Source organism: Inquilinus ginsengisoli, assembly GCF_050434925.1.
GTDB lineage: Bacteria > Pseudomonadota > Alphaproteobacteria > DSM-16000 > Inquilinaceae > Inquilinus > Inquilinus ginsengisoli_B.
Map to the genome: position 1 here is coordinate 3958053 of NZ_JBNDJK010000001.1, position 22755 is coordinate 3980807.

At 70.2% G+C, this 22755-nt stretch carries 23 protein-coding genes; 14 read left to right on the forward strand and 9 right to left on the reverse strand.

Going from position 1 to position 22755, the window contains the following annotated elements; all coding sequences use genetic code 11:
* Positions 1-64 precede the first annotated feature (64 nt).
* The 5 genes from QFZ27_RS18850 (at position 65) to QFZ27_RS18870 (ending at position 5447) form a co-directional block, all read left to right on the forward strand.
* Entirely contained in the window at positions 65-1048 is a 984-nt protein-coding gene (locus QFZ27_RS18850) for a BMP family ABC transporter substrate-binding protein (RefSeq protein ID WP_429227911.1), read from the forward strand.
* Between the two features lie 23 nt (positions 1049-1071).
* Positions 1072-2583: an ABC transporter ATP-binding protein gene (locus QFZ27_RS18855; RefSeq protein ID WP_429227912.1), complete on the forward strand. Its 1512-nt coding sequence runs from the start codon at positions 1072-1074 to the stop codon at positions 2581-2583.
* A gap of 94 nt (positions 2584-2677) precedes the next feature.
* Positions 2678-3703, forward strand: coding sequence for an ABC transporter permease (locus QFZ27_RS18860; RefSeq protein ID WP_429227913.1), 1026 nt, complete (start codon positions 2678-2680; stop codon positions 3701-3703).
* Positions 3703-4611, forward strand: a complete 909-nt coding sequence (locus tag QFZ27_RS18865) for an ABC transporter permease (protein WP_429227914.1) — start codon at positions 3703-3705, stop codon at positions 4609-4611. The genes QFZ27_RS18860 and QFZ27_RS18865 overlap by 1 nt, the downstream gene beginning before the upstream one ends.
* Positions 4612-4634: 23 nt before the next feature.
* Complete coding sequence (locus QFZ27_RS18870; protein WP_429227915.1) at positions 4635-5447, forward strand: purine-nucleoside phosphorylase; 813 nt, start codon at positions 4635-4637, stop codon at positions 5445-5447.
* A 148-nt stretch (positions 5448-5595) separates the two neighbouring features.
* Here QFZ27_RS18870 and QFZ27_RS18875 read toward each other — a convergent pair whose 3' ends face one another.
* Positions 5596-7398: an IlvD/Edd family dehydratase gene (locus QFZ27_RS18875; RefSeq protein ID WP_429227916.1), complete on the reverse strand. Its 1803-nt coding sequence runs from the start codon at positions 7396-7398 to the stop codon at positions 5596-5598.
* A gap of 173 nt (positions 7399-7571) precedes the next feature.
* Here QFZ27_RS18875 and QFZ27_RS18880 point away from each other — a divergent pair, with 173 nt between their 5' ends.
* Genes QFZ27_RS18880 through gph form a run of 3 tightly spaced genes read left to right on the forward strand, consistent with a single transcriptional unit; the run spans position 7572 to position 9092 of the window.
* Positions 7572-7793, forward strand: a complete 222-nt coding sequence (locus QFZ27_RS18880; RefSeq protein WP_429227917.1) for a KTSC domain-containing protein — start codon at positions 7572-7574, stop codon at positions 7791-7793.
* 45 nt (positions 7794-7838) lie between these two features.
* On the forward strand, positions 7839-8432 hold the full coding sequence (locus QFZ27_RS18885) for a DUF1287 domain-containing protein (RefSeq protein WP_429227918.1): 594 nt from the start codon (positions 7839-7841) through the stop codon (positions 8430-8432).
* A gap of 27 nt (positions 8433-8459) precedes the next feature.
* Entirely contained in the window at positions 8460-9092 is a 633-nt protein-coding gene (gene gph, locus QFZ27_RS18890; RefSeq protein WP_429227919.1) for a phosphoglycolate phosphatase, read from the forward strand.
* Positions 9093-9096: 4 nt separating this feature from the next.
* Here gph and QFZ27_RS18895 read toward each other — a convergent pair whose 3' ends face one another.
* The 6 genes from QFZ27_RS18895 to QFZ27_RS18920 form a co-directional block, all read right to left on the reverse strand.
* A complete protein-coding gene (locus QFZ27_RS18895) occupies positions 9097-9873 on the reverse strand; it encodes a CbtA family protein (protein WP_429227920.1) in 777 nt (258 codons plus the stop codon).
* Between the two features lie 11 nt (positions 9874-9884).
* Entirely contained in the window at positions 9885-10103 is a 219-nt protein-coding gene (locus QFZ27_RS18900; protein WP_429227921.1) for a CbtB domain-containing protein, read from the reverse strand.
* A 276-nt stretch (positions 10104-10379) separates the two neighbouring features.
* Positions 10380-12167 (reverse strand): flotillin family protein, encoded by a 1788-nt coding sequence (locus tag QFZ27_RS18905; RefSeq protein WP_429227922.1) that lies wholly within the window; start codon positions 12165-12167, stop codon positions 10380-10382.
* Positions 12168-12225: 58 nt separating this feature from the next.
* The gene (locus QFZ27_RS18910; protein WP_429227923.1) at positions 12226-12900 is read right to left on the reverse strand and encodes a YqiJ family protein; all 675 of its coding nucleotides are present in this window, start codon (positions 12898-12900) and stop codon (positions 12226-12228) included.
* Entirely contained in the window at positions 12900-13601 is a 702-nt protein-coding gene (locus tag QFZ27_RS18915; RefSeq protein WP_429227924.1) for a PspA/IM30 family protein, read from the reverse strand. Before QFZ27_RS18915 ends, QFZ27_RS18910 begins: the two co-directional genes overlap by 1 nt.
* A 14-nt stretch (positions 13602-13615) precedes the next feature.
* Complete coding sequence (locus tag QFZ27_RS18920) at positions 13616-14128, reverse strand: hypothetical protein (RefSeq protein ID WP_429227925.1); 513 nt, start codon at positions 14126-14128, stop codon at positions 13616-13618.
* A gap of 174 nt (positions 14129-14302) precedes the next feature.
* Between QFZ27_RS18920 and QFZ27_RS18925 the strand changes: the two genes are divergently transcribed.
* Together QFZ27_RS18925 and msrA are read left to right on the forward strand one after the other, a co-directional pair.
* Positions 14303-14875 (forward strand): histidine phosphatase family protein, encoded by a 573-nt coding sequence (locus tag QFZ27_RS18925; protein WP_429227926.1) that lies wholly within the window; start codon positions 14303-14305, stop codon positions 14873-14875.
* Positions 14876-14965: 90 nt separating this feature from the next.
* Entirely contained in the window at positions 14966-15577 is a 612-nt protein-coding gene (msrA, locus tag QFZ27_RS18930) for a peptide-methionine (S)-S-oxide reductase MsrA (protein WP_429227927.1), read from the forward strand.
* Positions 15578-15581: 4 nt separating this feature from the next.
* Here msrA and QFZ27_RS18935 read toward each other — a convergent pair whose 3' ends face one another.
* Together QFZ27_RS18935 and QFZ27_RS18940 are read right to left on the reverse strand one after the other, a co-directional pair.
* Positions 15582-16271: an endonuclease III domain-containing protein gene (locus QFZ27_RS18935; protein WP_429227928.1), complete on the reverse strand. Its 690-nt coding sequence runs from the start codon at positions 16269-16271 to the stop codon at positions 15582-15584.
* Between the two features lie 90 nt (positions 16272-16361).
* Positions 16362-17495 (reverse strand): mechanosensitive ion channel family protein, encoded by a 1134-nt coding sequence (locus QFZ27_RS18940; RefSeq protein WP_429227929.1) that lies wholly within the window; start codon positions 17493-17495, stop codon positions 16362-16364.
* Positions 17496-17660: 165 nt separating this feature from the next.
* Between QFZ27_RS18940 and QFZ27_RS18945 the strand changes: the two genes are divergently transcribed.
* The 4 genes from QFZ27_RS18945 to QFZ27_RS18960 all read left to right on the forward strand — a co-directional run bounded on the left by QFZ27_RS18945 (position 17661) and on the right by QFZ27_RS18960 (position 22754).
* A complete protein-coding gene (locus QFZ27_RS18945; protein ID WP_429227930.1) occupies positions 17661-18563 on the forward strand; it encodes a LysR substrate-binding domain-containing protein in 903 nt (300 codons plus the stop codon).
* Between the two features lie 206 nt (positions 18564-18769).
* A complete protein-coding gene (locus QFZ27_RS18950) occupies positions 18770-20194 on the forward strand; it encodes an aldehyde dehydrogenase family protein (protein WP_429227931.1) in 1425 nt (474 codons plus the stop codon).
* A gap of 50 nt (positions 20195-20244) precedes the next feature.
* On the forward strand, positions 20245-21540 hold the full coding sequence (locus QFZ27_RS18955) for an MFS transporter (protein WP_429227932.1): 1296 nt from the start codon (positions 20245-20247) through the stop codon (positions 21538-21540).
* Entirely contained in the window at positions 21537-22754 is a 1218-nt protein-coding gene (locus tag QFZ27_RS18960) for a mandelate racemase/muconate lactonizing enzyme family protein (protein WP_429227933.1), read from the forward strand. Before QFZ27_RS18955 ends, QFZ27_RS18960 begins: the two co-directional genes overlap by 4 nt.
* Position 22755: the final 1 nt, after the last annotated feature.

Here is a 22755-nt window from a genome sequence, read left to right on the forward strand (position 1 = left end):
GGATATGGGGAAGATCATGCACAGACATCGGCGTCCGCGGCATCTCATCGGTTCGATGGCGGTGATGGCCGCGATCCTCGGCGCCGCGCTGCCGGCCCAGGCGGCGGGCGGCAAGCTGGTCTTCATCTCGCCCGACCCGCTCGGGGTGAACGACTTCCTGAAGCTCGGCAAGAAGGGGGCCGAGGCGGCGGCGGCCGCGATCGGCGGCGAGGCCAGGATCTACGAGAGCACCGACCCCGCCACCCGCCGCCAGAATGTCGAGGCGGCGGCGCGCGAGGGCGCGGCGGTGGTGATCGTGATCGGCTTCGAATTCGGCGACATCGTGCCGGACGCGGCGGCGAAGTTCCCGGACATCAAGTTCCTGATCGTCGACCAGTGCATCCAGAAGCCGATGCCGAACGTCTACTGCGCCGTGTTCCGCGAGCATGAGGGCGCGTACCTGGCCGGCGCCGAGGCGGCGCTGACCTCGGAAAGCGGCACCATCGGTTCGGTCGGCGCGCTCGACATCCCGTTCCTGCACCGCTTCACCGACGGCTTCGCCGCCGGCGCCAAGGCGGTGAACGACGAGATCGTGGTCAGCCCGACGGTCTGGGTCGGCGGCGACAACCCATTCTCCGATCCGGTGCGGGCGCAGCAGCAGGCGGTGTCGCTGATCAGCGACGGCGCCGACCGGGTGCTGGCCGCCACCTCCGGCGGCAATGGCGGCATCTTCAAGGCGGCCGAGGCGACGCCGGGCACCCTGGTCTTCGGCGTCGACGTCAACCAGTGCCCGCTGGCGCCGGGCGTGGTCCTGGACAACATCGAGAAGAAGGTCGACGTCGCCCTGGTCGAGGCGGTGAAGGGCATTCTCGCCGGCACCCAGGCGCCGCTGACCTCCTATGGCGTGAAGGAGGGCGGCATCACCCTGACCGGGCTCGGCGACGATGTCGCCAATTCCAAATGCCTGATTGCCGAACATCCCGACGTCATCACCAAGGTGCGGGAGCTGCGCGACGCCATCGCCGCCGGCACGGTGGCGGTGGCCGATCCGCTGACGGCCGGCCAGTAACCCGCCGCGCGGAGGGCGGTGCCGTGGCGTTCCTGGAGATGCGCGGCATCGTCAAGCGCTACCCCGGCGTGCTGGCGAACGACCGGGTCGACCTGGCGGTCGAGGCCGGCGAGATCCATGCGGTGATGGGCGAGAACGGGGCCGGCAAGTCGACCCTGATGGGCATCCTGTACGGGCTGGTGCAGCCGGATGAGGGCGAGATCGTGATCGACGGCCGGAAGCGGCCGTTCCGTTCGCCGATCGACGCCATCGCCGCCGGCCTCGGCATGGTGCACCAGGCCTTCAAGCTGTTCGACAGCCTGACGGTCTGGGAGAATGTGGCCTACCGGGCCGAGCCGCGGCGCGGGCCGTTCATCGACCGCGCCGCTGCCCGCCGGAAGGTTGCGGAGCTGGCGGCGCGCCATCGCCTGCCGATCGATCCCGATGCCCGGGTCGGCACGCTGCCGGTCGGGGTCAAGCAGCGGATCGAGATCCTGAAGGCGCTGTACCGCGATGCCCACATCCTGATCCTGGACGAGCCGACGGCGGTGCTGACCCCGGGCGAGCGCGACGGGCTGTTCCAGGTGATGCGCGGCCTGGCGGCGGACGGGCGCACCATCCTGTTCGTCACCCACAAGATCCATGAGGTGATGGCGGTGACGGACCGCATCACCGTGCTGCGCGACGGCCGCGTGGCCGACCGCATGGTCACGACCCAGACCGACCCGCAGGCGATCATCCGGGCGATGACCGGCCGCAACGTGACGCTGAAGGTCGACAAGGCGCCGGCCGAACCGGGCCGGGCGCTGCTCGAGGTCGAGGGGCTGGTTCTGGCGGCGCCGGGGAAGCCGGCGGTCGACGGCATCTCCTTCGCCGTGCGGGCGGGCGAGATCGTCGGCATCGCCGGGATTGCCGGGAACGGCCAGACCGAGCTGATCGAGATCGTGGCCGGGCTTCGGGCCGCCGATGCCGGGTCGATCCGGGTCGACGGGCGCGACGTCACCGCCGCCGGGGTGGCCGGCCGCCGCGTTGCCGGCATCGCCTATGTGCCGGAGGACCGGGCCCACACCGGCACGGCGTTGCGCGCCAGCGCCGCCGACACCCTGTCCATGGGCTTCCACCGCCGGCCGCCGCTGTCCCGCCGCGGCGTGCTGGACCGCGCGGCGATGCGCGACCGGGCGCGCGGCCTGATCGCCCGCTTCGGCATCAAGATCCCGGGTGAGGGCGTGGCGGTCGGCACCCTGTCCGGCGGCAACCTGCAGAAGGTGGTGGTGGCGCGCGAGCTGGACCATCAGGCGCCGGTGCTGATCGCCGAACAGCCGACCCGCGGCGTCGATGTTGGGGCCATCGAGTTCATCCATGGCCAATTGGTGGCCGAGCGCGACAAGGGTCGCGCCGTGCTGCTGGTCTCGGCCGAGCTCGGCGAGATCCTCGCCCTCTCCGACCGGGTCCTGGTGATGTACGAAGGCCGGGTGATCGCCGAGGTGCCGGGCGCCGAGGCCACCGAGACCAGCCTCGGCCTGCTGATGGCCGGGGTGACGGGGGCGGCGGCATGAGGGGCGCGTTCACACCAGGACGGCTCCCTTTCTTGTCCCCCCTCCCCTTGCGGGAGGGGAGGGGGGACTCGGTTTTGCTCCGCCCGAGACGCTCATGACCGCCGCCGCCACTGCTCTCCGCGGCGCCGCGACCTCTTCCGTGCTGTGGGCGATCCTCGGCGGGCTCGTCATCGGAGCGCTGATCACCCTGGCCGCCGGGCATGACCCGGTGGCGGTCTATGGCGAGATCCTGGCCGGCGCCGTGGTCGGGCCGAACCTGGCGGAGACCGTCGCCCGGGCGGTGCCGCTGGTCGGCATGACCCTGGTCGCCGCCATCCCGCTGCGGGGCGGCATGGTCAATCTCGGCGGCGACGGCCAGCTGGTGCTGGGCGGGCTGGTGGCGGCGGTGGTGGCGCTGTACCTGCCGGCCCCCGGCGAGGTCCGGCTGGCGGCGGCGATCCTGGCGGCGATGGCCGTCTCCGGAGCCTATGCCGCGCTGGCCGCCTGGGGTGAGGTGCGGTTCGGCGTGCCGCTGCTGATCTCGACCCTGCTGCTCAGCTACCCGGCCCAGGGCGTCAGCTCCTACCTGGCGCGGTTCCCGCTGCGCGACCCGGCGACCGGCATGCCCGAGACCTACCGGCTCGAGGAGGCGGCGCGGCTGCCGGTGCTGGTGCCGGGCACGCCGATCACCTGGGGCCTCGTCCTGCTGCTGCTGGTGATTGCGGTGACCGTGTTCGTCGACCGGCGCGGCGCCGCCGGCTACGAGCTGCGGCTCCGCGGCCTGAACCCGCGCTTCGTCGCCTATGGCGGGGTCGATCTCGGCCGCCAGACGGTGCGGACCCTGTTCGCCAGCGGCGCCGTCGCCGGGCTGGTCGGCGCCATGCTGGTGCTGGGCGACCAGTTCCGCTTCACCGACAACGCGTTGCTGTCGCCGGCCTACACCTGGTCCGGGCTGATGGCGGCGCTGCTGGCGATGGGCGAGCCGATCGGCGCCGTCTGCGCCGGGCTGTTCTTCGCCGCGCTGCAGACCGGCGGCTTCGCCATGGAGCGGGCGACCGAGGTGCCGCGGGTGCTGACCCTGGTGCTGCAGGCGGTGATCATCCTGCTGCTGGCCATGCGGCACGGCCTGAGGCGACGGTGATGGACTGGCTGTCGCTGTTCAACGCCGTGCTGTTCGCCCAGACCATCCAGGCGGTGACGCCGATCCTGCTGGCCGCCCTGGCCGGCGTGCTGTGCGACCGCGCCGGCGTGTTCAACATCGCGCTGGAAGGCCAGATGCTGATCGGCGCCTTTGCCGCCATCGCCGGCACCTGGTATACCGGCAGCGTCGCCGGCGGCGTGGCTGTGGCCCTCATCGGCACCATGGCGTTCTCGGCCATCCTGGCCTTCGGCTCGACCTGGTTCCGCGGCGATCCGATCGTCATCGGCATCGGCCTCAACCTGCTGGCCTCCGGCCTGACCGCCTTCCTGCTGCGCATCCTGTTCGGCATGTCCGGCACCTTCACCGACCCGACCATGCAGGACCTGCCGCGCGTGGTGCTGCCGCGGATCGCGGCGGTGCCCTGGTTCAACCGCGTCTTCGGCAGCCACAGCGTGCTGACCTGGGCGGCCTGGATCCTGGTGGCGGTGATCGCCGTGTTCCTGTTCCGCACGGTCTGGGGCCTGCGCCTGCGCGGCGTCGGCGAGCGGCCGGACGCGGCGGAGACGCTGGGCGCCGATGTCGCCCGCACCCGCGTCGCCGCGGTGCTGGCCGGCGGTGCCCTGTGCGGCCTGGCCGGGGCGCAGCTGTCGCTCGGCAGCGTCACCCTGTTCGCCGAGGATATGAGCGCCGGGCGAGGCTGGATCGCGGTGGTGGCGGTGATGCTGGGCCGCGGCCATCCCGTCGGCGTCGCACTGGCCTGCCTGCTGTTCGGCTTCGCCGACGCCGCCGGCCTGCGGTTTCAGGGCCGGGGGCTGCCGAACCAGCTCACCGATATGGCACCCTATGTCATCACCCTGGTCGCGCTGGTCGTCGCCCGCGGGCGGCGCCGGCGTCGGGCCATGGCCTGAACGCCCGAAGAGGAGACGCCGCGATGGAAGACCCCTATGTCCTGGCGGAAGCCGCCGCCGCGGCGCTGAAGCAGAAGCTTGGCGCCGACCATCACGCCGCGATCGTGCTCGGCTCCGGCTGGGGGCCGGCGGTGGACAGGATCGGCGAGACCGTGGCCGAGGTGCCGTTCACCGAGATCCCCGGCTTCCCGCCGACCACCGTGCTCGGCCACAAGGGCGTGTTCCGCAGCGTCCGGGCCGGCGACCGGCGCATCCTGGTGATGGCCGGGCGGGTGCATCTCTATGAGGGCCACCCGCCGGCCGAGGTGGTGCATGGCGTGCGCAGCATGGTGCTGGCGGGGACGAAGATCATCGTCCTAACCAACGCCTGCGGCGGGCTGCGGCCGGGCATGAAGCCGGGCGAGCCGGTGCTGCTCCGCGATCACATCAACTTCACCGGCGTGTCGCCGCTGTTCGGGCCGAATCCGGAGAAGCTGGGGCCGCGCTTCGTCGACCTCACCGGCTGCTACTCGCCCCGGCTGCGGCAGGCGGCGCAGGCGCTGGACCCGACGCTGACCGAAGGCGTCTATGTCGGCTTCCCCGGCCCGATGTTCGAGACCCCGGCCGAGATCCAGATGGTCGGCCGCTGGGGCGGCGACATGGTCGGCATGTCGACGGTGCTGGAGGCGATCGCCGCCCGCCATCTCGGCGCCGAGGTGCTGGGCCTATCGCTGGTCACCAACCTCGCCGCCGGCCTGCCGGGAGCCGATCTCGACCACGAGCACATCCTCGAGGTCGCGCGCGGCACCGCGGAGCGGATGGGCGGGCTGTTCCACGACCTGGTGCGGGTGATCTGAAGGATCGCCCCGCATCGAGGTCGCTCGGAGCAATAACGAAACCCAAAGCTGTCATGCCCGGGCTTGACCCGGGCATCCAGAGGCTGTCGACATCTTCTGGATTGCCGGGTCAAGCCCGGCAATGACAGTAAAGGGACTGGCTCCTACTTCAGTGGTTGTTGCGCGGCACGCCCATGGTCTGGGCGACGCGCTGGTACTTCAGCGCCGGCTTGAGCGCCATGCCCCCGGCCAGCTGGTCGGTCATGCCGCGCTGGATCTCCTGCCACGGGGTCTGGCTCGCCGGGTACTTGTAGCCGCCCTGGGCGTCCAGCGCGGTCCGCCGGCGCGCCAGCTCCTCATCGGAGACCAGCACGTTCACAGTGCGCTGGCGCAGATCGACCCGGACCTTGTCGCCGGTCTGCAGCAGGGCCAGGCCGCCGCCGGCCGCCGCCTCGGGCGACGCGTTCAGGATCGAGGGCGACCCCGAGGTGCCGGACTGGCGGCCGTCGCCGATGCAGGGCAGGGCGTGGACGCCCTGCTGGATCAGACGCGCCGGCGGCTGCATGTTCACCACCTCGGCGGCGCCGGGATAGCCGATCGGCCCGGTGCCACGGATCACCAGGATCGAGAACGCGTCGATCTCGAGCGAGGGATCCTCGATCCGGTGGTGGTAGTCCTCGGGCCCGTCGAAGACCACGGCCTTGCCGACGAAGGCCTCCGGGTCCTGCGGGTTCGCCAGATAGCGGTCGCGGAATTCCGGCGAGATCACGCTGGTCTTCATGATCGCGCTGTCGAACAGATTGCCCTTGAGGTTCAGGAAGCCCGAATGGGCTTTCAGCGGCCGGTCGACCGGCCGGATCACCTCGGGGTTCAGGTTCTCGACGTCGCGGCAGTTGTCGCCGATGCCGCGGCCGTTGACCGTGACCGCCTCGGGATGCGGCAGCAGGCCGGCCTTCAGCAGCTCCGCCACCACCGCCGGCACGCCGCCCGCCTGATGGAAGTCCTCGCCGAGATACTCCCCGGCCGGCTGCAGGTTGACCAGCAGCGGGATGTCGTGGCCGATCTTCTCCCAATCATCGTTGTCGAGCGGCACGCCGAGATGGCCGGCGATGGCGTTCAGATGGATCGGCGCGTTGGTCGACCCGCCGATGGCGGAGTTGATCACGATCGCGTTCTCGAACGCTTCGCGGGTCATGATGTCGGACGGCTTGATGTCCTGCTCGACCATCTCGACGATGCGCTGGCCAGTCACATAGGCGATCTGGCCGCGCTCACGGTAGGGGGCCGGGATGGCGGCCGCCCCCGGCAGCTGCATGCCCAGCGCCTCGGCCAGCGAGTTCATCGTCGAGGCCGTGCCCATGGTGTTGCAGTAGCCGACCGACGGGGCCGAGGCGGCGACGATGTCCATGAATTCGTCGTAGTTAATCTCGCCGGTGGCCAGCCGCTCGCGCGACCGCCAGACGATGGTGCCGGACCCGACCCGCTCGCCCTTGTGCCAGCCGTTCAGCATCGGCCCGACCGACAGGGCGATGGCCGGGATGTTGACGGTGGCGGCCGCCATCAGCAGCGCCGGGGTGGTCTTGTCGCAGCCGACGGTCAGCACGACGCCGTCGAGCGGATAGCCGTACAGCACCTCGACCAGCGACAGGTAGGTGAGGTTGCGGTCCAGCGTGGCCGAGGGGCGCTTGCCGGTTTCCTGGATCGGATGGCAGGGAAACTCGAACGGCACGCCGCCGGCGGCGCGGATGCCGGCGCTGACCCGCTTCGCCAGCTCGATGTGATGCCGGTTGCAGGGCGACAGATCCGACCCGGTCTGGGCGATGCCGATCATCGGCTTGCCGGACTGGAGCTCCTCGCGCGTGATCCCGAAATTCAGGTAGCGCTCGATATACAGGGCAGTCATCCCCGGGTCGTCGGGGTTGTCGAACCACTGCTGGGACCGCAGCGGTCGCGATCGATCTTGGCCGGCCATCGTCTTCTTTCCTCCAAGCGCCGCACTTTGCGTCGGCGCCCCACCAAAGGCAAATTGTACGACGATATTAGGGCACCAGGAGGCGGTTCGGATAGAGGCGGATTTACAGGACCGACCGCGTGGCTGGAACCCGCCGGGATCGCGGGCCATTCGAGAGGGAAGGAGGCTGTGCCATGCCGCGCATCAGGCGGGCTCCACTCGACTCCAGCGCCGTAAACTCCGTCGGCTATGATCCGCGGACCAAGGCACTCGACGTCGAATATGCCGGCGGCGCCGTGTATCGCTACTATCCCGTCCCGGACCGCGTCTACCGGCAGCTGCTGCGGGCGGAGTCGAAGGGCCGGTTCGTGAACGCCCGCATCCGCGACGCCTATCCGTTCCGCCGCATCGGCTGAACCGTCTGCCGCAATCCGGCCATCGGATGCTGCTTCGATCGCCGGATGCTTCGACGTCGCCTCTTCCTCTCTTTCGGTCTTCTGCCGGTCGCCGGCCGCATCGCCCGGGCCGAGGCGCCGGACTGGCCGCGACGGCTGGTGGCGGCGGCCGAGGCTCAGATCGGCGTGACCGTGACCTACGATCCGGCCTATGTCCGGCTGGCCTATCCCAACGGCGACGTGCCGCGCGATCGCGGCGTCTGCACCGATGTGGTGATCCGCGCCTATCGCGACGCCTTCGGCATCGACCTGCAGCGCCTGGTCCACGAGGACATGCGGACCAACTTCTCGCGCTATCCCCGGTCCTGGGGGTTGTCGCGGCCGGACCGCAACATCGATCACCGCCGGGTGCCGAACCTGCAGGCCTTCTTCCGCCGCCACGGACGGGCGCTGCCCGCCGAATCGCCGGCGGACTTCGCCGAGGGCGACCTGGTCACTCAGATGCTGCCGGGGAATCTGCCGCACATCGCCATCGTCACCGGCCAAACCGGCGCCGGTGGGGCGCCGCTGGTGGTCCACAACATCGGCGGCGGCACGCGGCTGGAGGATCGGCTGCTCGACTTTCCGGTCACCGGCCGTTACCGGTTCATCACCGGCTAGGCCGGACCCACAGCAGGCAGATCCGGCATGAAGGCCGCCATCTTCGATCTCGACGGCACCCTGGTGGACAGCGCGCCGGACATCGCCCATGCGGTCAACCGTATGCTGGCCGATCGCGGCGCGCCGGCTCAAGCCGTGGCCTTCATCGAGACGCTGGTGGGCGAGGGGGCGCGGGCGCTGGTGGCCAAGCTGCATCGCGCGCTGGGCCTGCCGGCGGAGGATGTCGACCGCGACACCCGGATCTACCTCGATTACTACGCCGCCCGGCCGGTGGCGGACTCCCGGCTCTATGCCGATGCGGCGACGGCGCTGCCGGCGCTGCGGGCCGCGGGCATCCGGCTCGGGGTCTGCACCAACAAGCCGCAGGCGCTGGCGGAGCTGGTGCTCGACCGGCTCGGGCTGCTGCAGCACCTGTCCGCGTTGGTCGGCGCCGACACCACGCCGCATGTGAAGCCGGACCCGCGGCCGCTGCTGCACACGCTCGAGGCGCTGGGCGTGGCGCCGGGCGAGACGGTCTATGTCGGCGACACCGGCATCGACCTGGCCTGCGCCCGGGCGGCCGGGGTGCCCTGCCGGATCGTCGACTGGGGCACCGGCCCGGCCGTGCCGGTCGAGGACTCGGCACGGCTGGGCCGCTTCGCGGATCTGCTGCCGGCGTAGCGGGTCAGCGGGACAGTGCGAACCGTCCGCCGGTGCGGCGGGCGAAGGACCGCTCGGCCAGGGCGCCGAAGGCCAGGCCGATCGTGGCCCACAGCACCGCGTGCATGCCCAGCGAGGCGATCCGGAACTGCCACAGCAGGTCGGCCGGGAAGCCCTCCGGCACATCGTTCACCACCGGCAGGGCGATCTGCGCGACGGCGATGATCGCGATGTAGACGGCGCCGGCGATCAGGCCTGCGGTCCAGCCGCCCTGGCGCCGGGCCAGGCCGAGGGCGAGGTTGACCGCCAGCACCAGGGCCGCGACCGAGATCGCCAGCATGACGAAGAACAGCGCGGTGCGCTCGCCGATCGTGTCCGGGTTGCCGACCGCGGGCGGGTTGGCCGGATATTTCAGGCCGGGCACCACCACCAGCGCGATGAAGGCGGCCAGCGCCAGCAGCGCCGCGGTGGCGCGGGCATCGAGGCGGCCGACGCGGCCATAGGTGAAGGCGAAGACCAGCGCGAACAGCCCGCCGATGGCGGCGCCGTAGACAACCGCGCCGGTCAGCAGGCCAAGACCGGCCTGGGTCTCGCGGCTGACCAGCTCGGGCTCCTCCGCCTCGCCGCCGGCCGGGGCCGCAGCGTGGTCATGGTCGCCATGGTCATGCGAATGGCCCAGCGTCCCTTCCAGGGCGATGGCCCGGTCCACCTGCGGTTCGCCGAAGATCCGAGCGAAGCCGAAGGCGAGCAGCCCCGCCAGCACGCCGACCAGCATGCCGCGCAGCAGAAGGCTTCCAACCATGGCGGTTGGCCTCAGTGGCAGGGGAAGCCGAGCAGATGGCGGCCGTCATGCACGAATTCGTGCACATAGCTGCCGGAGAAGAGCGCGGTCGCGCCCTGCTCGGCGCCGACGAAATACACCGCCAGCAGCAGGATCAGCCCGGCGAACACCGCCCAGGGCAGCACCTCGCCGACCGGGATCGGGCCGACGGGGATGGAAATGGGCCGTGCCGCGGCAGTGATGTCGGACATGATAGCGCTCCCCTGGGATAAACGCGTCCCGTTGATGTGCACCGGGCCATGGTGAGGTCTGACTTCCGGAACCGCGTCGGCGACGCCATCCCGGTCACAGTGGCGCGACCGTGCCGGAATTGCACCGGCTTCCGCATCCATGGCGAACCGGTTGCAGCATGGGTCGCGGCCCGGCATCTGTCAATCGAAGCCGCTGTGCCGGGAACAGGGTCGTTCCCGATGTGGAAGGCCCCGCCGAAGCGGGGCCCGGATATTGTCGGTTCTGTTACTGGAGGGCTATTCGGACCGGACCGGCGGCGCGATGCCGCCCGGATCCGCCGCCCCGTTGGCTTTGGCCGGCGGCTGGGCCGTCCTTGCGGCCTGCACCAACCCGTCGAGGCTGCCGCCCGACAGGCCGATCTCGTTCAGCAGCGCGTCGACCAGCGGCGCCTGGCCGCGATAGCGCAGCGCGGTGGAGACCAGCTGGTCGGCCAGGTTGCCGCCCGCTTCTCCGGCCGCCGCGGAGCCGCTGCCGCCACCGGTGATGCCATCCACCTGGATGATCTTGATGCCGTCGATCCGCTCCATCGGCTTGACGCTCTGGGCGATGATCTCCGGCAACCGCTCCAGCAGAGCCAGCTTGAGGCGAAGCGCCACGATCTCGGACGACAGGATGTTCTCGGCCTCGTTCAGCGCCTTGCGGCCGGTCGCGTCGATCGCGTAGCGGATCTCGGCCGCCGCGGCGCGCAGCTTGTCGGCCTCGCTCTCGCCCTCGGCGGCGATGCGGTGCCGCTCGGCGTCGGCATGAGCGAGAACGCGGATCGCCTCGGCCCGGTCCTCGGCCGCCTGCTTCTCGGTCTCGGCCGCGACCACCTGGCCGATGGCGTCGCGCTCGGCCGCCTTGCGCGCCTCGACCAGCTCGATCGCCTTCTGGCGTTCGGCGATCTCGGTTTCACGCACCGTGGTGACCGCTTCCTCGGACCGCACCGCCGCGGCGCGGGCCGCGTTCGCCGCGGCCTCGGCCTGACTCTGGGCCTGCGACTTCTCGGCGATGGCGATGACGCGCTCCTGCTCCGCCAGCTCCAGCGTCTTGCGCTTCTCGACCTCGGCGATCTGCACCGACCGCTCGCGGGCGATGTCTTTCTCGCGCACCAGCCGCTCCTTCTCGATGCGATCCTCCTCGACCTGGCGCTCGGCCAGGATGCGGGACTGCTGCACCCCCTGCTCGGACTGGATCCGAGCCTGTTCGGCCTCGCGCTGCTTCAGCGCCTCGGTCAGGGTGACGCCGGCCTGCTGCTCGGCCCGGCGAATCGCGATCTCCTGCTGCTGCTGCAGCCTCGCGTATTCCTCGTCGCGGGCGACATCGAGCTTCAGCTTCTCGGCCTGCAGGTTCTTCTGCCGGACCGCGACCTCGGTGTCCTGCTCGATGTCGTTGCGGCGGCGGCGCTTCTCCTCGATCTCCATCGTCAGCTTGGTCAGGCCTTCGGCATCGAAGGCGTTGTTCGGATTGAAGAACTCGCGGTTGGTCTGGTCCAGTCCGGTCAGCGAGACGGTCTCCAGCTCAAGCCCGTTCTTCAGCAGGTCCTCGGTCACCGCCATCTGGACCTTCTGCACGAAGTTCACCCGTTGCTCGTGCAACTCCTCCATCGCCATCTCGGCGGCCACGGCGCGCAGCGAGTCGACGAACTTGCCCTCGACCAGGTCCTTCAGCTGGTCCGGATGCATCGTCTTCTGGCCCAAGGTCTGGGCGGCGTTGGCGATGCTCTCGGCCGTCGGCTGGACGCGGACATAGAACTCCGCCTGCACGTCGACGCGCATGCGGTCACGGGTGATCAGCGCCTGCTCGTTGGCGCGCCGCACCTCCAGCCGCAGCGTGTTCATGTTGACCGGGATGATCTCGTGCAGGATCGGCAGCACCAGGGCGCCGCCGTCGACGATCACCTTCTGGCCGCCGAAGCCGGTGCGGACGAAGGCGACCTCCTTGGACGAGCGCCGGTAAAGCCGGGTCAGGATGATGCCGATGATGATGAGCGCGACGAGGATCAGAACGATCGGGATCGCGAGGGTCAGGTAGTTGTCAAACATCGTGTGAAATCTCGTCATCGAGGAAATGGGGAGTCGGGGCGGCCGGTCCCGGGCCGCTTCAGGTTTCGACCAGGGCCGGGGACGCGCCGGCCGAGATCACGCGGAAGGCGGCCCCGTCGCGGCGCACGATCAGGACCTGGGCACCCCGCGGGAAGGTCTCGCCGGGAATGTCCGCGAGGACCCGCAGGTAATGGGTACGGCCGTGGATGTCGCGCAGCTTGCCCTCCGCCGACTGGGCGTCGGTCGCGGTGCCGCCGCTGACCGTTGCGACCTGGCCGACGAAGCTGTCGCTCGACACGGCATAGGTCTCCTCCTTCGGGAAGATCCGGGAAAAGCTTCGGCCGACGCCGCGGGTCACCGGCAGGGCGACGGCCAAGGCGGGCAACGCCGCGATCAGGCCGGGCAGGAGATCACCGGTCAGCGACCGGGCGACGGACTGCACGGCCAGCCCGGCCAGGCCGAAGCCGAGCAGGAAGCCGACCAGGATCACCATGAACGGCGCCCGGCCGATATAGAGCCAGCCCAGCGCCGCCGCCCAGGCCCCCTCGGTCGCCTCCGGCCCGGCCACCTCGTGATGCACCTCGATGTGCAGATCATGGTCGAGGCCCATGCCGATCAGGTCGCTGAGGCTGGCGCCGAGCATCATCGCCACCAGCTCGACCAGGCCGATCGCCAGCATCAGCCCGAGCGCACCGGAGAACAGGTGGTTGGCCGGCTGCAGGGCAAAGTCCATCAGCGGGCTCCGTCGTCCCTTGTCTTGGCCTTGACCGCGGCCAGCCGCTCCTTGACCCGGTTGTCGCGGGCCAGGGCCTCCAGCTCCGCCAGCTTGGCGCCGTCGCCCAGGTCGCGTGAGCCGCCGCGGCCGGGCAGGCCGGTGGTGCGCTGCAGCACGCGGTCGAAGGCGGTCTCGGCACCGCGGACCTTGGCGTCGACGCCCGAGCCGGTCCCGGCACCGGGCGCGGTGCCGCCGGCCCCGGCGGTCTCGGCCTTGGCCCGGCTGGCACGGAACTGCGCCAGCTCCGTCTGCATCTCGCGGCGCTTGGCCAGCAGGGCGCGGACATAGCCTTCGAGCTCGCGCTCCCGCTCCGCATTCTGGGCGATCGCCTGCTCCAGCACCGGGATCTGCGCCTCGATGTCGATCTGCTGCGCGATCGCGGTCTCGGCCAGGTCGTCGCGGCCGCTGCCGACCGCGATCTCGATCTTCTCGGCCAGATCCTCGTGGCGGCGGTTCTCTTCCATCAGCCTGGTATTGGCGAGGTGCTTTGCGGCGACAGTGCGGCCAAGTTCCGAGCGGACTTCGTCGACCGCGGCATCGACTTCGCGGATCGCCTGCTCCATCACCGCCTCGGGCGCCATGCCCTCGACGGCGTCGATCAGTGCGTTCAGCCCGCCGCTGATAATGCGCCCGACGCGGGCGGACAGGGGGGACGACATGGACATGGCCTCCTCTAACGAGCGCGTCTTGCGGCCTGCATCACCGAGAGCAGGTCGAAGACCGGTTCGATCCGCCGGGCGACGACCTCAGGATCATATCCCGGCGCGGTCGCGGTGACACCCAGGCGGAGCAGAGTGTCGATGAAGGTGAAGGCGCGGTCGGCGAGCCCGGCCTCGAGTGCCTCGAGTTCCGGCCGGGGCGTCGGATCGTCCGGCCCCGGCACGGCCGAGGCCATGAATGCCATGGTCTCGGGCAGCCATTCGGCCAGGAGCCGCACCACCTCGGAATGCATGTGTTCGGCACGCTCGGCCTGGCGCCAGCGGCGCAGGGCGGGCGCCGCCAGCTCGGCATAGCGTGCCAGGCTCGACTCATAGGTCGCCGCGTCTTCCTGCCAGCGCCGCGCCTCGGAAAGGAGGTGGCGCAGCTTGTCGCTCGGCGTCACCGCTCCCGGCGGTTGCAGCGAGGCCAGGAAGTCTGCGTCCTCCTGCGAGATCCGCGCGCTGAGCGTGACCGATTTGCCTGACATCGTCGTGCGCCCATTCTCAAGTCCCACGCTCACAGTATACAAATGCATGCAAATGTCAACATTCGGATGCGAATGAAGGCAAGACGAGCATCTTCCGGCTGATCGATAGCGCTGCTGCCGGCCGGCCGCGGTCGTGCTTTGCTGTGGCCGAGTTTCCGCCGAACGGTCCCGCCGATGCCGACCCGCCTGACCCTGATCTGCCATGGCGCCACCGCCGCCACCCGGTCGGGCGCGTTTCCCGACGACGAGCCGCTGGAGGAGCGCGCTTTGGTCCGCGCGGCGACGCTGCGTCCGATGATCCGGCGCGCCGACCGGGTCTGGACCAGCCCGGCGCTGCGGGCGCGGCAGACCGGGGTGGCGCTCGGGCTCGATGCGGTGGAAGAGCCGGCTCTGCGCGACGGCAATCACGGGCGCTGGGCCGGCCGGCGGCTGGAGGAGATCCAGGCCGAGGAGCCGGACGGCGTCATTGCCTGGCTGGCCGATCCGGATGCCGCACCGCATGGCGGCGAGGCGCTGTCGGCGCTGCTGCGCCGGGCCGCGTCCTGGCTCGACGCCCGGGCCGGCGATGGCGGCCACGGCATCGCCGTCACCCATGTCGCGGTGATCCGGGCGGCAATCCTGCATGTTTTGGCGGCGCCGGCCTCTTCCTTCTGGCGCATCGACATCGCGCCGCTGAGCGTCGTCGAACTGAGCCATGACGGCCGACGCTGGGCCTGGCGGGCGTCAAGCCTGCCTTTCGCCGGCTGAACACCTCGGGGACTTGTCCTGCCGGAGCGGCGATCTCACTTTGGAGACTGCATCGCGCTTGCGGCCGCGCCCGGCCGCCGGAGACATCCCATGGCCCTCAAGATCGATCCCTGGTCCTTTCCCGCCCCCGAGCTGGACGCCGAAGAGCAGGGCCGCCGCTCGATCGTGCTGGGCGGCGGCTGCTTCTGGTGCACCGAGGCGGTGTACAGCCAGCTCGACGGCGTGCTGTCGGTGCGGCCCGGCTATGCCGGCGGCACGAGGGAGACGGCCGACTACCGCACCGTCTGCACCGGCACCACCGACCATGCCGAGGTGATCGAGGTGACCTACGACGCCGGCAAGATCAGCCTGGGCCAGATCCTCAAGCTGTTCTTCTCGATCGCCCATGACCCGACCCAGAAGGACCGCCAGGGCAACGATGTCGGCCGGCAGTACCGCTCGGCGATCTTCTATGCCGACGACGAGCAGAAGCGGGTGGCCGAGGCCTATATCGCCCAGATCCAGCGGGACCGGCTGTTCGACACGCCGGTGGTGACCGAGGTGGTGCCGCTGGAGGCTTTCTACGAGGCCGAGCAGTACCACCACGACTACGCCGCCCGGAACCCGAACCAACCCTATATCCGCGCGGTCTCGACCCCGAAGGTCGAGAAGCTGAAGGCGGTGCATGGCGACCTGCTGAAGCCGGCGGCGAAGGCGGGCTGACGTCTCAGACTCCGCAGCGCGGACACAGGTCGCGCAACGGGCAGGCGCCGCAGGAAGGGGTATGGGCGGTGCAGGTGGTCTGGCCCAGCAGCTTCATCAGGCGGTGGAGCTCGGCCAGATCTTCGGCGTCCCACGCATCCGGCAGCTGGCGCATCAGCTGCTCATACCCGGCGTCGTAATCGGCATCGAGCGGCAGCAGCCCGAGCCGGCCGCCGAGCCGCAGCAGTTGCGTGTCCACAACAAAGGCGCGCTTGCGCAGCGTGCTGAAGTTCAGCACCTCGGCGGCGATCTTCGACCCGACGCCGGGCAGGCGACGCAGCCATTGCATCGCCACCTCCTCGTCCAGATCGGCGAGATGGTCGAGGGACAGGCGGCCGGTGCAGGCGACGATCATGCGCAGGGCCTGGGGCAGTTGCCCGGCCTTCGGCTCCGCCAGGTTCACCGGCCAGATGACGCGCAGGATCGCGCGCGGCGACGCGTCGCCCAGCCCGTCCCAGGATGGATAGCGCCGGCGCAGCTCCCTGAAGACGCGCCGTGAGACCTCGTCCCGGGTCTTGGAGCCGAGCATGCTGCAGACCAGCTGGCTGACCGGGTCGCGGCGCCGGCCGTCGCGCCGCGGTCCGAGCCGGACCAGCAGCCGGTCCCGCACCCGGGGCAGGAATGGGCGGTCGTCGAGGGCGAAGGAAAGCTGCATGCAAGCCACCGGCCAAGTACCCGATCAGCATATGAACAAATAGCGAACATCGCAATCGGTCGCATGAGAGGCCGCTCACCGATGGCTGACTCACCCGCGGCCGCCGACAGCTCGGCGGCGGACGATCTCCTGGACCTCGGCATCCGGCGGCTGCAGCTCGCCGCGCCAGCGGGGCAGGGCGTGCGGATGCGCGTCTTGCAGCCAGGCGATCATCGTCTCCCGCACCTCGCAGCGCAGGTCGAAGGCGCGGCCGGAGTTGCGGGCGCTGACCAGCATGCGGATCTCCATCACCTGCTCGCGGAAATCGGTGACCTGCAGCACGGCGACCTGGCCGTCCCACAGCGGTGAGGCCTTGGCGATCTCGTCCAGCCTGCTCCGCATCTCCTCCACCGGCGCGGTGTGGTCGAGATAGAGGAAGACGCTGCCGATCAGGGCGGAGCCTTCGCGCGTCCAGTTCTGGAACGGCTGCTCGATGAAATAGCTGAGCGGCAGCACCAGCCGGCGCCAGTCCCACAGCCGGACTACGACATAGGTCGAGGTGATCTCCTCGATGTTACCCCATTCGTTCTCGACCAGGACGGCGTCGTCGATGCGGATCGGCTGGGTCACCGCCAGCTGGATGCCGGCGATCATGTTCTTCAGCATCGGCTGCAGCGCCAGGCCGATGACCAGCCCGGCGGCGCCGGCCGAGGCCAGCAGGCTGATGCCGTATTGCCGCACCTCCTCGAAGGTCATCAGCGCGGCGGAGAGGGCGACCATCACGATCAGCGTCGCCGCGACCCGGCGCAGGATCCGGGTCTGGGTGACGTGCTTGCGCGCCAGTAGGTTGTCCTCGGCGTCGAGCGTGAAGCGCCGCAGATAGACGGTCATCCAGATGTGCAGCGCGGTCAGCGCGACCCAGCCGAGCAGGGCGATGAAGGCCAGCAACAGGACGTGGCGCACGATGCCGATCTGGGCGTCGGTCAGCGGCGCCACGGTGGCCGCGGCGGAGATCGCCACGATCATCGCCGCCAGCCGCGTCGGCCCGTGTGTGCGCGACACCAGCGAGCGCCAGAACAGGTCCTTGCCGGCGACGATGCGGGTCGCGGCCCGGAACAGGATCTTGTGAACGGCCCTGGCAACCACCGCGGCCAGGGCCAGCAGGCCGGCGCTGATGGCCCAGGACGGCATCCAGGGCAGCTGGGCCTGGAACCAGTCCAGCCAGCGGTTGACGGTGTCGGTCATCGGCGATTCCCGCGGTGTCCCTCTGCTGGGCAATGCGAAGGACCGCGGTCGGTTCCGCCCCAGGGTCGTCCTATCTCCGCGACCATCGCGCACGGCCGCGTGACGGCCCGGTGCCGATCCGCGCTATACCATGCTGCGTTCGCGACCCGCCGAGATCCGACCCCGATGCGCAGACTCCCCGCCCTGACCGCCATGAGGATCTTCGAGGTCGTCGGCCAGACCGGCAGCTTCACCCGGGCGGCGGAACGGCTGAACCTGACCCAGAGCGCCGTCAGCCGGCAGGTGCGGCACCTGGAGGAGCAGCTCGGCGCCGACCTGCTGGTGCGCCGCCACCACCGGCTGGAGCTGACCGCCGCCGGGGTGCAGCTGTTCGAGGCGCTGCAGCACGCCTTCCACGAGGTCGAGCTGGCGGTGCGCGGCATCGAGGAGAAGGGCAACCGCAACCGGCTGCGGATCAACGTGCCGCCGACCTTCGCCCGGCGCTGGCTGATGCCGCGGCTGCCCGGGCTGCGTCGGGCCCATCCGGAGCTGGATGTCAGCCTCGGCACCAGGCTGTCGGACAGCCTGGCCGAGCGCGGCCTGCTGGATTGCGCCATCCGTTTCGGCGACGGCGAATGGCCGATGCTGAAGGCGACGCGGCTGATGACGGAACGGCACATCGCGGTCTGCGCCCCGGCGCTGCTGCAGGGCATCGACCGCGACCGGCCGGCCGACCTGTCGCGCTTCACCTTCCTGCATGTGCTGGCCTCGGACGACCGGCGCTATCTGACCTGGCGGCACTGGCTGAACGCCGCCGGGCTGGACGAGGTCGACACCCGCGGCGGGCTGGAGTTCGACCTGCTGGACCTCGCCATCGAGGCGGCCTGCGACGGGCTCGGCGTGTCGGTGGTCGACCGCTTCATGGTCGAGCGGGAGCTGGCCTCGGGCCGCCTGGTGCAACTGCTCGACGTTGAGGTCGAGGGCCATGAATCCTATTGGCTGGTGACCCGGGCGGTGCAGGAGGACAGCGCCAATGTCGCCCTGTTCCGCGCCTGGCTGACGGCGGAGGTCGCGGCGGCGGGGCCGTAACATTCCCTTTCGGAATGCTTTGCCCAAGAACAAGTCGTTTGCGCCGGCTCCGGGGCCGCGGCTAGATCGCAGCCATCGACAGCGGCGCCGCCGGCCTCGGGAGGACTGGCGACAACAGCGCCCCTCTCCCTGGCCCATCGCTCCGGATGCGCCGCGCCGAGGATCTCGGCCGTCGGCATGCGTCCGGTCGCGCCCCGGATCCGACCATGACGCCTCACCAGAACTTCATCGCCGGCCGCTTCGCGGCGCCGTCCTCCGATGCGGTGATCGAGGTGCGCAACCCGGCCACCGGCCAAGTCTTCACCACCGTTCCCGCGGCGACCGAGCCCGAGGCGGTGGCGGCGGTGCGGGCCGCCACCGAGGTGCAGAAGGCCTGGGGCCGCCTGCCGGCGATCCAGCGCGGCGACGCGCTGCGCCGGCTGGCCGCTGCGATCGAGGCGCGGGCCGGCGCGATTGGCGCCGCTTTGGCGCAAGAATCCGGCAAGAGCCTGGCCGACGCCACGGCCGAAGCGGTCTATGCCGCCGAGCTGATGCGCTACCATGCCGAATGGGCCCGGCGCATCGAGGGCGAGGTGATCCCCAGCGACACGCCGGACGAGACCCTGCTGCTGAAGCGCGAGCCGATCGGCGTCGTCGCCTGCCTGATCCCGTTCAACTATCCAGTCTACACGCTGGTGCGGAAGATCGCGCCGGCCCTGATCGCCGGCAACGCCGTCGTGGTGCGGCCCAGCAACAGCACCCCGATTTCGGCTCTCGCGATCGCCGAGGCGGTGGAGGAGGCGGGGCTGCCGCCCGGCCTGGTCAGCATCGCGGCGATGACGCATGAGACGGCGCGTGTGCTGTGCACCCAGCCGGCGGTCGGCATGATCACCCTGACCGGCAGCGTCGGCGCCGGCCGCACGGTGCTGGACTACTGCAAGGACAACATCGCCAAGCCGTCGCTGGAGCTGGGCGGCAAGACCCCGGTGATCGTCGAGCCGGATGCCGATCTGGACGAGGTCGCGTCCCGCATCGTCGCCGCCAAGACCACGCATTGCGGCCAGGTCTGCACCGCGGCCGAACGACTCTACGCCCATGACAGCATCCATGACGCGCTGCTGGACCGGCTGCGCCAGGCGTTTCGCGCCCGCGGCTTCGGCGACCGTTCGGCCGATCCGGACCGCATGGGTCCGCTGGCCACCGCCGCGGCCCGGGCGCATGCCCACGGCATGGTCGAGCGTGCCGTGGCCGAGGGCGCGGTGCTGGAGGTCGGCGGCGTGCTGCCGGACGGCGACGGCTTCTTCTACCCGCCGACGCTGCTGTCCGGCTGCCGGCAGGAGATGGAGATCATCCGCGAGGAGGTGTTCGGTCCCGTGCTGGCGATGATGCCGTACCGCGACGCCGCCCAGGCGCTGGCCCTGGCCAACGACCACCAGTTCGGCCTGACCTCGGTGCTGTTCACCGAGGATTACCGCACCGTGATGCGCTTTGCCGACGCCATCGAGGCGGGCGAGCTCTACGTCAACCGCTTCCCCGCCGACCCCTACCAGGGCTTCCACGCCGGCTGGAAGCGCTCCGGCCTCGGCGGCGACGACGGCAAGCACGGCATGCTCGAATTCACCCAGACGCGGCTGGTCGTGCTGAAGCACTGACCGGGCCGCAAGCCACACCGAACAAGAAAATCATCGGGAGGAGCCGTTCCATGGCATCCATCGTCCAACCCGGCCGGGGGCTCGCTGTGCAGGCGGCCCTGCCCAGCGCCCGGTCGCGCTACCTGCAGCTGGCGCTGATCGTGCTGGCGGCCGGCGCGATCTATCCGATCCTCTACCTGCGGCAGGTCTACCAGACGACCATGCTGGAGGTGCTGGGCATCAACAACACCGAGCTCGGGGTGCTGTACTCGATCCTCGGCACCAGCTTCCTGGTCAGCTATCTGCCCAGCGGCTGGCTGGCCGATCGGATCCAGCCGCGGCTGCTGATCATCTTCTCGCTGCTCGGCACCGGCCTCCTGGGCCTGTGGTACGCCGCCCTGCCGGGCTACACTGCGCTGCTGGTGATCTATTGCGGCTTCGGCATCACCACCGGGCTGACGTTCTGGGCGGCGACGCTGAAGCAGGTGAAGCTGATCGCCGGCCACACCGAGCAGGGCCGGTTCTTCGGCGTGCTGGACGGCGGCCGCGGCCTGGTCGAGGCGGTGCTTGCCAGCTTGGCGATCGCCCTGTTCGTCACTGCCACCGAGACCCGCGGCGCCGGCCTGGCCGCCGGGTTCCGCGACGTGGTGCTGATGTACGCCGTGGCCTGCCTCATCGTCGGTATCGCCTACGGGCTGGCGTCGCGCGGCGCGGCCCGCGGCGAGCGCGAGATCCGGCTGAAGCGCGACACCATCGCCGACCTCAAGGCGCTGCTGCGCATCCCCGAGGTCTGGCTGGTCGCCGCCATCATCTTCTGCGGCTACCACGTCTTCCTCGCCACCTACAGCTTCTCCGGCTACCTGCAGGAGGGCGGTTTCGGACTGTCCGCCGCGGCGGCCGGCTTCATCGTCACGGTCAAGCTGTGGCTGCGCCCGGTGGGCGGCATCGGCGGCGGGCTTCTCGGCGATCGCCTCTCCAACAGCCGGGTGCTGCTGTGGTCACTGCTGCTGGCGGCGGCCAGTCTTGTCGGCATGATCGCGCTGCCCGGCATCGGCTCCTCGGCCGTGCTGATCGGCCTGCTGCTGCTGGCCGGCCTGCTGACCTATGCCATCCGCGGCCTGTACTGGGCGATCCTGGACGAATGCGGCGTGCCGCCGGAGATCACCGGCCTCGCCATCGGCATCATCTCGCTCGTCGGCTACGCGCCGGACACGTATCTTCCCATCGTCAACGGCATCATCGTCGACCGCTATCCGGGCATTGCCGGCTATCAGATCTATTTCGGCTACGTCGCCGTGATCTGCGTCCTGGGCGCCTTGGCCACGGCCGGCCTGATGATCCGGCTCAAGCGAAAGGCCGCCGCATGAAGATCGCATCGCTCCAGACCCATGTCGTCGCCGTCCCGCCACCGCATGTCGGGGGCATGTACTGGATCTTCGTGCAGTTGAAGACCGATGACGGCATCGAGGGCGTCGGCGAGATCTACTCCACCGCCTTCCATCCCCAGGCGATGGTGCCACTGATCGACGACGTGTTCGAGCGCCACCTGCTGGGCCACGACCCGCACCGGGTCGAGCGGTTCTGGCGGTCGGCCTATTCCAGCGGCTTCACCCAGCGCCCCGACCCGACGATGATGGGCATCGTCTCGGGGCTGGAGATGGCCTGCTGGGACATCATCGGCAAGGCGGCCGGCCGCCCGGTCTACGACCTGCTGGGTGGGCTGGTGCACGAGAAGCTGCGCGCCTACACCTATCTCTACCCGAAGAATTCGGCCGGCGAGTTCGACTTCAACGATCCCGATCTGGCCGCCGAATGCGCCGCCGAGATGGTGGCGATGGGCTTCACCGGAGTGAAGTTCGACCCGGCCGGCCCCTACACCGCCTATTCCGGGCACCAGATCTCGCTCGGCGTGCTCGACCGCTGCGAGACCTTCTGCCGCAAGGTGCGCGAGGCGGTGGGCAGCAGCGCCGACCTGCTGTTCGGCACGCATGGCCAGATGGTGCCGTCCTCGGCCATCCGCCTGGCCAAGCGGCTGGAGAAATACGACCCGCTGTGGTTCGAGGAGCCGGTGCCGCCGGGGCAGGAAGCGGCGATGGCCGAGGTGGCGCGCGCGACCTCGATCCCGATCTCGACCGGCGAGCGGCTGTGCACCAAATACGAGTTCCAGCGGGTGCTGGAGCTCGGCGCGGCCTCGATCCTGCAGCCGGATATCGGCCGGGTCGGCGGCATCCTGGAGACCAAGAAGATCGCCAGCATGGCCGAGGCGTACTACGCCCAGCTCGCGCCGCATGTGTATTGCGGCCCGATCGTCGCCGCCGCCAGCATCCAGGTCGGCGCCTGCTCGCCGAACTTCCTGATCCAGGAATCGATCCTCGACTACGGCGGCTTCCACGGCGAGATCCTGAAGAAGCCGCTGACCTTCGACGACGGCTATCTGATCCCGTCACGCGAACCCGGCCTGGGGGTGGAGCTGAACATGGACGTGGTGGCGAAGCACTCGCCCTACACCGGCGACCGGCTGCACCTGCAGATGGCGTCCGAGCCGGCCGACGTGAAGCAGTTCGCCCCGGCACGCGGCTGAG